General features: G+C 37.7%; 14 protein-coding genes. 4 read left to right on the top strand and 10 right to left on the bottom strand.

All coding sequences use genetic code 11. From position 1 onward, the window contains the following. The first annotated feature begins 208 nt into the window (after positions 1-208). On the top strand, positions 209-415 hold the full coding sequence (locus tag ACFIJS_RS04515; protein WP_005773510.1) for a hypothetical protein: 207 nt from the start codon (positions 209-211) through the stop codon (positions 413-415). Here ACFIJS_RS04515 and dprA read toward each other — a convergent pair. From dprA to ACFIJS_RS04495, 4 genes are read right to left on the bottom strand one after another with little or no spacing between them, the layout of a single operon-like run. Next, positions 345-1,559, bottom strand: a complete 1,215-nt coding sequence (dprA, locus tag ACFIJS_RS04510; protein ID WP_375650305.1) for a DNA-processing protein DprA — start codon at positions 1,557-1,559, stop codon at positions 345-347. The genes ACFIJS_RS04515 and dprA overlap by 71 nt on opposite strands. Next, positions 1,534-2,166 (bottom strand): glycerol-3-phosphate 1-O-acyltransferase PlsY, encoded by a 633-nt coding sequence (gene plsY, locus ACFIJS_RS04505; protein ID WP_375650304.1) that lies wholly within the window; start codon positions 2,164-2,166, stop codon positions 1,534-1,536. Before plsY ends, dprA begins: the two co-directional genes overlap by 26 nt. Before the next feature lie 11 nt (positions 2,167-2,177). Beyond that, the gene (locus ACFIJS_RS04500; protein ID WP_375650303.1) at positions 2,178-3,479 is read right to left on the bottom strand and encodes a dihydroorotase; all 1,302 of its coding nucleotides are present in this window, start codon (positions 3,477-3,479) and stop codon (positions 2,178-2,180) included. Next, positions 3,476-4,441, bottom strand: a complete 966-nt coding sequence (locus ACFIJS_RS04495) for an aspartate carbamoyltransferase catalytic subunit (RefSeq protein WP_375650301.1) — start codon at positions 4,439-4,441, stop codon at positions 3,476-3,478. The genes ACFIJS_RS04500 and ACFIJS_RS04495 overlap by 4 nt, the downstream gene beginning before the upstream one ends. Positions 4,442-4,566: 125 nt before the next feature. Between ACFIJS_RS04495 and ACFIJS_RS04490 the strand changes: the two genes are divergently transcribed. Then, positions 4,567-6,186 (top strand): acyl-CoA dehydrogenase family protein, encoded by a 1,620-nt coding sequence (locus ACFIJS_RS04490; protein WP_375650300.1) that lies wholly within the window; start codon positions 4,567-4,569, stop codon positions 6,184-6,186. On the opposite strand, the gene ruvX is transcribed toward ACFIJS_RS04490, so the two are convergent. Further along, positions 6,171-6,650: a Holliday junction resolvase RuvX gene (gene ruvX / locus ACFIJS_RS04485; protein WP_375650299.1), complete on the bottom strand. Its 480-nt coding sequence runs from the start codon at positions 6,648-6,650 to the stop codon at positions 6,171-6,173. The genes ACFIJS_RS04490 and ruvX overlap by 16 nt on opposite strands. A gap of 138 nt (positions 6,651-6,788) precedes the next feature. Between ruvX and gatC the strand changes: the two genes are divergently transcribed. Both gatC and gatA read left to right on the top strand, forming a co-directional pair. After that, the gene (gatC, locus tag ACFIJS_RS04480) at positions 6,789-7,076 is read left to right on the top strand and encodes an Asp-tRNA(Asn)/Glu-tRNA(Gln) amidotransferase subunit GatC (RefSeq protein WP_375650297.1); all 288 of its coding nucleotides are present in this window, start codon (positions 6,789-6,791) and stop codon (positions 7,074-7,076) included. Between the two features lie 32 nt (positions 7,077-7,108). Next, entirely contained in the window at positions 7,109-8,593 is a 1,485-nt protein-coding gene (gatA, locus tag ACFIJS_RS04475; protein WP_375650296.1) for an Asp-tRNA(Asn)/Glu-tRNA(Gln) amidotransferase subunit GatA, read from the top strand. A gap of 95 nt (positions 8,594-8,688) precedes the next feature. Here the strand turns inward: gatA and ACFIJS_RS04470 are convergent, their stop codons facing one another. The 5 genes from ACFIJS_RS04470 to ACFIJS_RS04450 all read right to left on the bottom strand — a co-directional run bounded on the left by ACFIJS_RS04470 (position 8,689) and on the right by ACFIJS_RS04450 (position 13,546). Then, positions 8,689-9,399 carry an ABC transporter ATP-binding protein gene (locus tag ACFIJS_RS04470; RefSeq protein ID WP_375650294.1) on the bottom strand — a complete coding sequence of 237 codons (711 nt, stop codon included), beginning with the start codon at positions 9,397-9,399 and terminating at the stop codon, positions 8,689-8,691. Continuing rightward, a complete protein-coding gene (locus ACFIJS_RS04465) occupies positions 9,386-10,168 on the bottom strand; it encodes an ABC transporter ATP-binding protein (RefSeq protein WP_375650293.1) in 783 nt (260 codons plus the stop codon). The genes ACFIJS_RS04470 and ACFIJS_RS04465 overlap by 14 nt, the downstream gene beginning before the upstream one ends. Then, the gene (locus ACFIJS_RS04460; protein WP_375650292.1) at positions 10,165-11,223 is read right to left on the bottom strand and encodes a branched-chain amino acid ABC transporter permease; all 1,059 of its coding nucleotides are present in this window, start codon (positions 11,221-11,223) and stop codon (positions 10,165-10,167) included. The genes ACFIJS_RS04465 and ACFIJS_RS04460 overlap by 4 nt, the downstream gene beginning before the upstream one ends. Next, entirely contained in the window at positions 11,223-12,299 is a 1,077-nt protein-coding gene (locus ACFIJS_RS04455) for a branched-chain amino acid ABC transporter permease (protein WP_375650290.1), read from the bottom strand. The genes ACFIJS_RS04460 and ACFIJS_RS04455 overlap by 1 nt, the downstream gene beginning before the upstream one ends. A gap of 113 nt (positions 12,300-12,412) precedes the next feature. Continuing rightward, a complete protein-coding gene (locus tag ACFIJS_RS04450; protein WP_375650289.1) occupies positions 12,413-13,546 on the bottom strand; it encodes an ABC transporter substrate-binding protein in 1,134 nt (377 codons plus the stop codon). Positions 13,547-13,549 lie beyond the last annotated feature (3 nt).

Raw genomic sequence — 13,549 nt, 5'->3', positions numbered from 1 at the left:
CTAATGACAATTGCTTAAGAGCACATAAAAAAATATTAGCCATATAAAAAACATGAATATTGTACAACTTGTGATTGTTATTATTAGAATACACCCTATATAGAATTACACGATTTATTTTCCACTGTTATTACAAAAACATACGGCGAAATACTAAGATAACGTCTATTGAGAGGTAGGAGGGGAAATGCTCAAGGATAAGAGGATTATGTTTATAAATCATTTAAAAGTTATCCAATATATTACAGACATGTCAAAGCAAATGAATCAAATGGCGCGTCAGGCGCATAGTCCGCTTTTAGCATTGCTTTTGGATATGGTTGCCAAAGAAGGGCAAAGCATTATTAATAGTGCTGAGGCTCTTGGGGAAGATCAAGATTCGACAATGACACATAACCACCAGAGTGTCGAATAAGCTTTCCAGCAAGGTCGAGTTCTACCAATAAGAGGTAGAGTGTTGGGAGTGGAATACCTGTGTGGGTACTGAGTGTGTCTAAATCGATTGGCGTTGTTGAAAGAGCGGAGAGAACTGCTGCACGTGCTGTATCCTCACCTGTTAAAGGAGGAGTGCTGTTTTTTTCATCTGCTAAATTAGAATTCTTCTTTTCAAGTTGTAAAAAAGATGGTTCCTCAAAAAAATTGAGTTGGGAATTTGGAAGCGGTGAAATTAATGGCGTAAGTGTTTCTATAATGTCAGAAGGATGTGTGGTGAGTAGAGCACCGTCCTTGATAAGATTGTTTGTGCCAACAGATCTTGGATCAAGTGGAGAACCGGGAATGGCAAAAATTAACCGTCCCATTTCAGCTGCTTGACGTGCGGTAATTAAGGACCCTGAGCGCAGGGCTGCCTCTACAACCAAGAGACCAAGTGATAGAGCTGCAATAATACGGTTTCTTCTTGGAAAATCGATAGCACGCGGCTTCCAAGAAATAGGCATTTCGCTGATGATGGCTCCACCGTTGGCGATAATATCTTCATGCAACTTTTTATTTTCAGGAGGATAGATATGATCAATTCCTCCAGCCATGACTGCAACAGTTCCTGTTTTTAAACTTGCTTGATGCGCAACGCTATCAATTCCACGAGCGAGTCCAGAAATTGTTACAAAGCCCGCTTCTCCGAGAAAACGCGCAAATTGAGCCGTAAGCTTTTTTCCAGCAGCTGAAGCATTTCGAGAACCTATAATTCCAATAGAAGTTTTTTGAAAAATTGAAATATTACCTTTGATAGCAATAAGCGGCGGAGGAGCTTCTGTAACCTTAAGAAAAGCTGGATAATCTGGTTCTCCCATGCCGATAAACCGAACACCTAATCTTTTAGCTTTTTGTATTTCTTTTTCTGCATCTTCTAAGCTTGCTATTTTAATAGATACAGAACCACTACCTTTTCTACTAAGCTCAGGTAGCGCTGCTAGAGCATTTTCTGCTGTTTTATAATGATCAATGAGATTGCGAAAACTTACTGCTCCAATATTTTCACTACGCAACAACCGTAACCAGTTTAGACGTTGACGATCAGTGAGCAGGATTCCTTTATTTATCCCCGTTCTGAGTCCCAATCTTAATTTCTTTCCCAACTAATAATCTACCGATATTTGCGTAATGCTTTATATACACAAATATGCTCATCGTAATCAGCATAAAATAGAAATAAGGATTGGAAAAGTAAAAAACAAATATCGCAGTTATAATAACAGAAACGAGTGCGGATAATGAAGAATAGCGTGTGAGTAGAAAAATTGCCATCCACACAACAATGAAAACAATTGCTGCTGGCCAGTAGATCCCTAAACACACACCAAGATAGGTAGCAACGCCTTTGCCACCTTTAAATTTAAGCCATACGGGGAAAAGATGTCCTAAGAAAGCAAAAAAACCTGCTAGAGAAACAAGGATACTATGGTCTAGCGGATCACTAAAAAACTTTATAACGAAAACAACGATAGTTCCTTTCAACATATCACAAAGAAGTGTTAGAACAGCAAGCTTTTTATTTCCTGTTCGTAAAACATTTGTTGCTCCAATATTGCCGGAACCGATTGTTCTTATATCACCAATTTTGGACAATCTCGTAAAAAGAAGACCAAATGGAATCGAGCCAATTAGATAAGATATGAGGAAAATAAACCATGGAGTGAACTGAAAAAATATTTCTGCTTCATTCATTAAGAATCTCATTAAGTTTGTTGATCAAGTTTAAAAACGGTTTTCCCTTTCACAAAGGTCTGGAGCACGCGTCCTTGAAAACGTGCATTCTCAAAAGGGGTATTTTTTGAACGTGAATAGAGCTTTTCTGTTGACACAATCCATGGTTCTTCAAGATCAACCACAATAAGGTCTGCATGAGCACCTTTCTTTAGTGTTCCTGCATTAAGTCCAAAGAGCTTTGCAGGCGCCGTTGACAAAAGTTCAGTTATCCGTAGAAGAGATAGGCTTTCATCATGATAAAGGCGTAAGGCTGCGCTCAATAAGGTCTCCATACCAATAGCGCCGACCGCTGCGTCATTAAATGGTAAATGTTTTGTATCTTTACTCTGAGGATCATGAGAAGAGACAATAACATCTATAGTCCCATCCTTTATTGCTTCAATCATTGCTATACGGTCTTCTTCTGTACGCAATGGGGGCATTAAGCGAAAAGATGTGCGATATTCACCAATGTCATTTTCATTGAACGATAAATGATTTATAGATACACCCGCTGAAATTTTCTTACTGCGTTTTTTACCGAAACGAAGTGCATCAGCAGAGAGTGCTGTCGATATTTGAGCTGCATGATAGCGTGTTTGCGTTAATATTGCTAATCGCAGATCTCTTTCAAGTGGGATAACTTCTGCTTCGCGGGGGATGCCAGAAAGACCAAGCCAACTGGCCAGCAGTCCTTCATTCATCACACCTTGGCCTGTAAGATCTTTGTCTTGTGTTTCGTGTATTAATGTGATATCGAAATCACGTGCATAAGTCATTGCACGCCGCATAACAGATGAACTTTGAAGCGTTTTTTTTCCTTCACAAAAGGCAACAGCTCCTGCATCTTTTAGTAAGCCAAATTCCGTTATTTCTTGTCCGTTAAAACCTTGTGTGATCGCAGCAACGGGATAAATATTGACCGATGACTTTTCTTGTACTGTATGCCTAATAAATTCAACAAGTGCTACATTATCAATGACTGGACGCGTATTTGGCATCATGAGGAAAGAAGTAATACCACCTGCTGCTGCGGATTGACTTGTTGATGCGATTGTTTCACAGTGTTCATTCCCTAATTCTCCAACAAAAACGCGCGCATCAACAAGTCCAGGGAGAATTGCTTTGTTTTGTGCGTTAATAACTTCTGCTCCCTCTAGGATTCCTTGATTTAGGGCTTCTTTTCCAGCGGCTATAATCCGTCCATCTTCAACAATAACTGTACCAATTTCATCGATTGCGCGCGAAGGATCAATAATACGGGCATTTTGAAAAACAATTGGTTTTATCATTTTTTTTCTCCACTGATCTTTGCACGTGAATCTAATAAAGCCTCCATGACAGCCATACGCACTGCAATTCCCATTTCTACTTGTGTATGAATCATACTTTGTGGTCCATCTGCTATGTCGGATGCAATTTCTACACCACGGTTTATTGGGCCAGGATGAAGAATAATGGAATCATTTTTGGCATAGGCTAGATTTTCTTTATGTAAGCCAAAATAATGGAAATATTCACGCGTAGAGGGAATAAAAGAGCCTGTCATCCGTTCATGCTGTAAGCGCAACATCATGATAACGTCAGCATTTTTAAGACCTTCTTTCATCGTGTTAAAAACCTCAACACTCATATGAGCGATTTTTGCAGGTAAGAGTGTTGAAGGAGCAACAGCACGAACACGAGCACCCAAAGCATTGAGACTCAAGATATTGGAACGGGCAACACGTGAGTGTAAGATATCTCCACAAATCGCAACAGTTAATCCTTCAATACGACCTTTTGCCCTTTTAATGGTTAGAGCATCTAATAAAGCTTGGGTTGGATGTTCGTGGGCACCATCACCTGCATTAATAACACAACAATCAACTTTTTGCGCTAATAAAGCTGCCGCTCCTGCACTGTTATGGCGAAAAACCAGTATATCTGGCTTCATCGCATTGAGAGTTGTAGCAGTATCAAGTAATGTTTCTCCCTTTTTTACAGATGAGTTGCCGATCGCAAGACTCATCACGTGTGCACCTAGCCTTTTACCCGCTAATTCAAAAGAAGATTGTGTTCGCGTAGAGGCTTCAAAAAAGAGATTAATTTGAGTCCGTCCATGCAAAGTAGATTTTATTTTATCAATTTTGTTAGAAAGGATAACATTTGCTTCTGCACGATCAAGCAATGTATTAAGATCTTGTACACTCAGATCTTTAATAGCTAAAAGATGTTGATGAGGGAAAAGTGGAAAAAAATTATCTTGAATCATAGCATTCTTCTTTATCTCTCTCTAAACAGGTTAAACAAGCATTTGTTTGAATATGATAAATGTTTCTTAACTCTAAAAAGACAAATAGTCTATAATATGAATGATTTGAATGTAGGAATATACCTATGAGTGCTGTATCTGCGCAAAATAGTCGTCGAAAAAATACATTTCTTAGCGATACGCTTATGTTTCGTATTGCCTCTACTTTGCCTAAGTTTTTGCTAGCAAGTTTTGAAGAAATAGGGGATTTTGCAGCGAGTCGAGAAGCATGGAAACTCTCCTGCTTAGCGAATTATTATAAACCTTTATTATGTTATAATGATGAATGGGGGCAACCAACGGAAAAATTAGAGATCCATTCTTCCTATCAAGCTCTTCAACAATATTCTAGACAAGCAGGTTTGGTTACCTCGCTTTGGGAAAATACGAGCTCAGAAAATGGAGTCCGTTATCAAGCGCGTGCGATTCGTTTAGCTTTATCTGCTGGTTTAGAAACAGGACATTTGAATGAAGTTATTATAACGAGTGCAGCTATTGCTGTTTTAATTAGTGATATTGAGCTCTTCAAAAAATGGCAAAATGTACTTTTATCACGTCAATATGATTCTTCTTCAAAGTCTATTCATCATAAAAAGGCTGCTTCTCTAACTTGTGCATTTGATGATATTGAAAAATATGCTTTCAATTTTCCAAGTGTTAAGAAAATTTCTTTCGATGAAAGTATGGAACGTGATCTATATCGTTTAAATGTTGTAAAAACCAATGTTATTAATCCTACCGCTGACGGATATCTTGTGAGTGCAGATTTAAATGGTCATTTAAGTTGTTTTTTTATTCCACGCATACAAGAAAATGGCGCATTAAATGGATTTATATCGATTCGTCATTTAATTCAGCGTTCTGGAGAACTTTTAACACCAGAGGGGGTTGTTGATTTCCAAGGCAGTTATGGCTGGCTTTTGGGAAATGCTGGAGAAGGGCTTAAAGTTATTAAAGATATTGAGACGATGATGCGTTTCGATCAATCGGTCATATCGGCAGGTGTTTTGCGAGCAGCTCTTCAATTTGGCATAGATTTTTTCCGGAAAAAAATGCCTAATCAGCCTTTACCACCACTGACAGAACGTATTTTTGCAGATATTGCATTAGATATAGCTGCTTCACAAGCATTGGTTTTGCGTTTAGCGAGAGCATTTGACAATGCAGCAAACGACCGTTCTGAAGCAGCTTTTGCTCGCATTATGACACCTATTATTGCTTATCACGTAAGTCAATTGGTTGTGCCTATTATTGGCGAGATTATTGCACAACTTGGTATTGAAAGTTTTATAGAGAATAATCCATTATCACAAATGTTGCATAATGGGCCTGCGCGAATTGTAAGAAATAGTTCTGCTAATCAACTGGTAAAGGATGCCATTCTTATTGCTGAAAAAGCACCGGGATTGTTTCAGAAATTGTTAGAAAAAATTGCTCTTGATATTGGACCAGCGGGACCACGAGCAATTGAAATTATTAAGTCAGCAGGTGATATGGCATCAGCAAATGAAGGTTCAGGAAGGTTTTTTGTTGAACAGGTAGCCTATGCAGCAGCAGCAGCAGCATTACGTTCTACAGACATAGAACATGTTGCAAATGCCTATATGGAAAGCCGCCTTGGGGGACAATGGAGATCTTCCTACGGAATGCTCATTGCACGATATAATGCAGGGCATTTGCTCAATGTCCTCTATCCTTCCATATGATGAAAGTTTTGAATTCTATTGAGAGCACCTTGCAATATAAAAGCGGCGGCTGCCGAATCAATTCGGCTTGCTCTTTTAGCGCGCGATACATTCATTTCTAGAAGAGAACGTTCTGCAGCAATTGTTGATAAACGTTCGTCCCAAAAAACAAATGGAATTTTTGTATAAGCTTTCATATTGCTCACAAAAGCTCTAGTTGCTTGAACACGAGAACCGCTGCTTCCATTCATGTTAAGGGGTAAGCCAACGATAATAACGCCTACATTTTCACAGTCAAAAATTTTAATAAGTGTGTAAGCATCTTCTGTAAATTTTTTTCGCTGTAGTACAGGACGCGGATTTGAGACAGTCAGCCCCATATCAGAAATTGCAATTCCGATAGTTTTTTTTCCTAAATCTAAGCCTGCTATTGTTTGTCCAGGCAAAAGATGTGTCATAACTTCGTCTATATTAATAACGGTCATAAGGGTATAATGCGTTTTTTAATGTTTCAGATCTAATGGTGATATTCTTCATTCATGTTATCTAATATTCTTGCGCTTGCAAGCTCAGCCTTGTATAGCCAGAATAGAGATTAATAAAAACAGAAAGGCTTAAATAGTATGTCTATTGATCAAGAAACCGTCAAGCGGATCGCACATTTAGCGCGGATTGCTATCTACGATGATGAGATAGAACCTGTGACAAAAAAATTCAATGCTATTTTAGGTTTTGTAGAGCAATTGAATGAAGTTGATGTCAGTGGAGTTGAGCCATTAACATCTGTGATGCCGATGACTCTACGAATGCGTGAAGATAGTGTTACAGATGGCGATAAAGCAGCAGATATTGTAGCCAATGCCCCTGTTACAGAAGAAAATTTTTTTCTTGTCTCAAAAATTGTTGAGTAACTTTTTATATTTTTGAATATTTGAGAACCAATATGACTGATTTAACAACCCTCACAATTGCGCAAGCTCGTGATGCTCTAATAAAGAAAAATCTCAAAGCAACAGAATTAACGGAATCTTATTTACAAGCAATAGAATCAGCTAATCCAATTTTGAATGCTTATGTAACAATAACAGCAGAACAAGCAATGAAAATGGCTGCTGAATCAGATAGTCGCTTAGCGAGAGGGCAGGGAAGGCTTTTAGAAGGAATCCCTTTGGGGGTTAAAGATCTTTTTGCAACCTATGGTGTTCATACTCAAGCTTGTTCAAATATCCTTGATGGTTTTAAACCGCACTATGAATCAACTGTTACGGCTAATTTATGGCAAGACGGTGCTGTGATGTTAGGAAAACTTAATATGGATGAGTTTGCTATGGGCTCATCCAACGAAACATCATATTATGGTCCCGTTATTAATCCATGGAGAAAAAAAGGCTCGAATGAAAGACTTGTCCCCGGTGGTTCTTCAGGAGGATCTGCTGCCGCTGTTGCAGCTCAAATTTGTGCTGGTGCTACTGCAACCGATACAGGTGGCTCAATACGTCAACCAGCAGCTTTTACTGGAACTGTAGGAATAAAGCCAACTTATGGACGTTGTTCACGGTGGGGCATTGTTGCATTTGCTTCATCTCTTGATCAAGCTGGACCTGTTGCTAGAGATGTTCGTGATTGTGCTATCTTACTAAGATCAATGGCCTCTTTTGATGAAAAAGATTCTACTTCCGTGAATTTTCCAATTCCTGATTATGAAAGTTATCTTGGTCAATCAATCAAAGGAATGAAAGTTGGTATTCCAAAAGAATATCATATGGATGGAATGTCTCCAGAAATTATTGAGCTTTGGCAAAAAGGCATAAGTTGGTTAAAAGAAGCAGGAACTGAGATTAAGTATATTTCTTTGCCCCATACAAAATATGCTCTACCTTCTTATTATATTATAGCTCCTGCAGAAGCTTCTTCTAATTTAGCGCGTTATGATGGTGTGCGTTTTGGTCTGCGCGTGCCTGGAAAAGACATCATTGAGATGTATGAAAATACGCGCTCTGTTGGTTTTGGTGATGAAGTCAAGCGACGTATTTTGGTTGGGACTTATGTTCTTTCATCTGGTTATTATGATGCCTGTTATCTAAGAGCTCAAAAAGTAAGAACACTCGTAAAACGTGATTTTGATCAATGTTTTGCTTCAGGCATTGACGCTATTCTGACACCAGCAACACTAACACCTGCCTTTGGTATTGCGGATGAAAAAATAAAAAATGATGCTATAGCAATGTATCTTAATGATATTTTTACGGTACCAGTTAATATGGCTGGTTTACCAGGAATCTCTGTTCCTGCAGGTCTGTCATCAAATGGTTTACCTTTAGGATTGCAATTGATTGGTAAACCTTTTGCTGAAGAAATCATTTTTCAGATAGCGCACATTATTGAAAAAGAAGCAGGGATATTCAGTGTAGAAAAATGGTGGATGTAATAGTCAAACTTCACAAAGAAGCATTTCTCATTAAGGATGAGAAATGCTTCTTTAAAAGGTGGATGGATGAGCGCTATTTCCTTAATTCGTAGTCTTTATCCACCAAGATAGGCTTCTTTAACACGCGAATCAGAGAGCATAGTTTTTCCTTCACCGTGAAATAAAATATGTCCTACCTCTAAAATATAAGCATAGTCAGCTATGGAAAGCGCAGCAAACGCATTTTGTTCAATAAGAAGGACAGTTTTTCCCATATCATTAATTTTTCGAATAATCGAAAAAATTTCTCGAACGAGAAGTGGGGCTAACCCCAATGAGGGTTCATCTAATATGATCATATCAGGATTGCTCATGAGTGCACGGCCCACGGCAACCATCTGTTGTTCACCACCTGACATTGTTCCTCCCAACTGTTTTGCTCTTTCACGTAGGCGCGGAAAAAGATCAAAAATCCATTCAATATCACAGGAAATTCCTTGCTTATCACGACGGATATAAGCGCCTAGATGAAGATTCTCTAAAACAGTGAGATGGGGCATGATACGTCGTCCTTCAGGACTTAGAGCAATACCTAATCGCAAAATCTCTTCTGGTGATTTTTTAATAATAGATTCACCATTATAGGTAATTTTTCCATAAACAGAGCGATTAAGTCCTGTAATAGAACGTACAATACTGCTTTTTCCTGCACCATTAGCTCCAATTAAAGTAACAATACTTCCCTTTTTTATAGACATAGAAAGATTTTGGACAGCTTTAATGACGCCATAATGAACGTAAAGATTTTTTATTTTAAGAATATCCATAAACATCTCCGCCAAGATAAGCTTCAATAACTTTAGGGTTATTACGAATTTCATCTGGTGTACCATGGGCAATGCAACAGCCATATTCCATAACCAAAATATGTTGGCAAAGCTCCATAACTACTTTCATATCGTGCTCAATAAGAAGAATTGTAAGATCAAAGTCTTTTTGCACTTTTGCTATGAATTTTTTAAGATCTTCACTTTCTTGTGGATTCATGCCAGCAACAGGTTCATCAAGAAGAAGCAATTTGGGTTTTGTGGCTAACGCGCGTGCAATTTCTAGACGTCGTTGCACACCATAAGGTAAAGCTGTTGCCGATTGATTGGCAAGGTGATCAAGTTGTAGCTGTTCAAGGAGCTCCAAGGAATTTTTATAAACTTCCTTCTTTTCTTTCATTGCTTTTGAAAAAAATAGAGCTGAAGAAAACCAAGGATATTTTTGTCGAACGTGCGCTCCCACCATAACATTCTGCAAAACCGTTAATCCTGAGAAAAGACGAATATTTTGAAATGTTCTGGCAATATGGCGTCTACAGATAATGTAAGGAGACGCTCCAGAAATTTTTTGCTCATCAAAAAGAATGTTACCGCTTGTAGGAGCATAAAATCCAGAAATCATATTGAAAACTGTTGTTTTTCCAGCACCATTGGGACCAATTAATCCAGTAATACTTCCTCGTTTAATTGCCATATTAACATTATTTACAGCAACTAATCCGCCAAAACGCATTACAATATTATTGAGTGAAAGGATGGTGTCGTTCATAGCTTTCCCTCAGTATTAGGAAGCTTTTTGCGTGTCAAAAAGCTATAAATTCCATTCCATGAGAATTCTTGTTGTCCCATCAACCCTTTTCTCCAAAACAAGATAATTACTAGCAATAAAAGAGAAAAAACAACCATGCGAAGTCCTGGTGTTTCTGGAATATGTATAAAACCTAAGTCAAATGGACTTTCAATAATACGAAGCCATTCAAGCATAACTGTAATAATAATGCTGCCAATAATACTTCCTGTAATTGAACCGAGACCACCAGCAACTACAATCATCAAAATATTAAAAGTTAGAAGAAAATTAAACATTTTGGGATCAATGGTTGAAATAAGAGCAGCCATTAATGCTCCACCTATACCTGCAAAAAACGCTCCAACAGTAAAAGAAAAACTACGGTAGAAAAAAGCGTTAATTCCCATAGTTTTCGCAGCAATTTCATCATCACGAATGGCACGTAATACGTTACCAGTATTGCTTTGCAGTAAAAGGACAATAAAGAGAACTGTAAATGCTAACCAACCATAGTTCCACCATAATGTTGCATTTTGAGGTATTCCCTTGATTCCTAAAGAGCCATTTGTAAGCGATGTTGCGTTCGTAATGACAATGCGAATAATTTCTGCAAAACCCAATGTTGCAATTCCAAGATAATCACCACCAAGACGCAATATTGGCAAAGCAATCAATAAACCTACAACTGCAGCACATATACCACTTATAACAACAGCGACAAAAAAAGGTAATTGTAGATGATATAATGGTTCAGCGATAGGCTCCAGAATCCACATCATTTCTTTTTGTTCAGGGGAAAGAAGTAAAATTGCGCAAACATAAGCACCAATAGCCATAAATCCAGCATGTCCAAGAGAAAACATACCTGTGAAACCGTAAATTAAATTAAGCGAAATTGCCAATATCGCATTAATAGCAATCAGATTTATGATACGAAGCGTATAGTCATTAAAATGGCTATCAGCATAAAATAAAAAAACTATGAGAACTAAAACACTTATACACGATAAAACAGTTGTCACTGACTTTTCCATTAGATTTTCTCCTGACTTTTTTTACCCATTAATCCTGTGGGTAATATCAATAAAATCAGAATCAATAAAATGAAAGCGAAGGCATCTCGATATCCAGATAGCGCAGGTAAAAATGCGATAATCATAATTTCAATAAACCCTAATAATAATCCTCCCAACATTGCTCCTGGTATCGAACCAATACCTCCGATAACAGCAGCGATAAATGCTTTGAGACCAGGAAGAACGCCCATATAAGGCTGAATTTGAGGATAACGTAAAGACCACATAATACCTGCTATAGCTGCAAGAGCTGAGCCTATTCCAAATGTAAATGCAATAACTTTATTTACAGATACACCCATCAAACGCGTTGTTTCAATATCATGGGAGATTGCACGCATAGCAAGACCCGGTTTTGTTTTATGGATAATCCATAACAGTAAAACAATAAGAATCAATGACACAACGGGAACGATCAGAGACATGGGAGCAATTCTAATGATACCATCTGCCTCTGATCCTAAATGCCATAGAAATGGTGTTACAAGAAAATCTGGTTGTTTTACACCTTTCGGAACACCACTAAAGAGTACAGTAGAAAGATTTTCAATAAAAAAAGAAACACCAATTGCACCGATAAGTGCCGAGATACGTGGAGCATGGCGTAGAGGTTTATAGGCAAGTTGATCAACAATAATACCCACTGCACTTGTAATAAAAATAGAAAAACAAAGAGCTAAAACCCAAATTGGGGTAAAATCTTGTGGAGAAATTTTAAAATAATAAACAAAAATTAATGCAAAAATTAAAAAAACAGCAATCCAATAAATTGAAGGGCGCCTTTTAAATCCTACAAAGACCGAATAATAAATAAGAGCCGCGAAAAACAAAAGAAGAAGTGCTGCCCAAGCAGGCATAAAGCTAATTGTGGAAAAGAAAACAAAATATGCTCCCAGCATAAAGATATCACCGTGGGCAAAATTAATGAGTCTCAGTATACCGTAGACCATGGTGTAACCAATAGCGATAAGCCCATAAAGAGATCCCAATGCCAGTGCATTAAAAAAATACTGGATGAACATTTCAGTGCTCATCTCTCATCCTTCCACATTTGTTAATTTACATAGGATAACAAGAAATTTCTAAGTTGTTGGTTGAAGAAAAATCCTCAATCAATTCTTGCATTTTAATAAGTAAAACTTTTTAATTAAAAAGCAGGCTTAACTTCTTCTAAATAAACACGTTTTCCATCCTGTATTTTAATGATACCAATAGGAATTTTAGGGTTATGATTTTCATCCATTGACATATCACCGAAGGGGGTTTGAAAATCTTTTAATTTGCTAAGAGCAATAGTAATTTTTTCACGATCAGTGCTACCAGCATTTTGAATAGCCTTCATGAACATCATATAACTCGTATATCCCAAAACAGAATTGATATTCGGCTCTTTGTCAGGATAGGCTTTTTTCCATTCTTCTGTGAATTCTTGTGCAGCTACTGACATATTTGGCATATCCTCACTATAGGGAAGTGTTGTATGTAAGAAGCCTTCTGCAGCTTTTCCTGCAATCGTAATAGTTTCTGGATTATCCATAGCATCTCCACCCATAATTTGAAACTTTGCTCCTAATTCTCGTGCTTGTTTCATAATGATAGCACCCTCAGAAAAGTAAGATGGAATGAATAAGATATCAGGTTTTTGTGCGATAATTTGCGTAAGAACAGCTGAAAAATCCTGCTCTCCGGAATTATAGTTTAAATTTGAGACAACTTCACCACCTAATTTTTTGAAAGCACGCATAAAATAGCTTGCAAGACCAATGGCATAATCGTTTGAAATATCTTTGAGGATAGCTGCTTTTTTTGCGTGTAAAGTTTGACTTACATAAGTCGCGATTCCTACCCCTTGATAGGAATCAATAAAACAAGCGCGAAAATAATATTTTTTACCCTGTGTAACAAGAGGACTCGTTGAGGAAGTTGCAATGGTTGGAGTCTTTGCTTTTTCAGATATTTCACCACCTGCCAACGAAAGCGAGGAACCATAGCTACCAATGATTCCACTCACTTTTTCACTTGCTGTTAAACGCATAACAGCATTAGCCGCTTCTACTTTATCAGACTTATTATCAATAATAACAAGTTCCACTTTACGTCCTAAAATTTCTGGGATTTTTTTATGGGCTAATTCTATACCTCTAATTTCAAGCTGACCTCCAAATGCATTTTGACCACTTAATGGAAGATAAACACCAATTTTTATGGGTTCACTTGCATAAACATTTGCTGTAAATGCTATGAATGCTGTGATTGTCGTAAGGATTTTCTTCAATTGCATTGC

Origin of the sequence: Bartonella sp. OT172YNZD (assembly GCF_042193725.1) — a bacterium.
Lineage (GTDB): Bacteria > Pseudomonadota > Alphaproteobacteria > Rhizobiales > Rhizobiaceae > Bartonella > Bartonella grahamii_A.
This window is presented reverse-complemented; position numbering and strand designations above follow the sequence as displayed.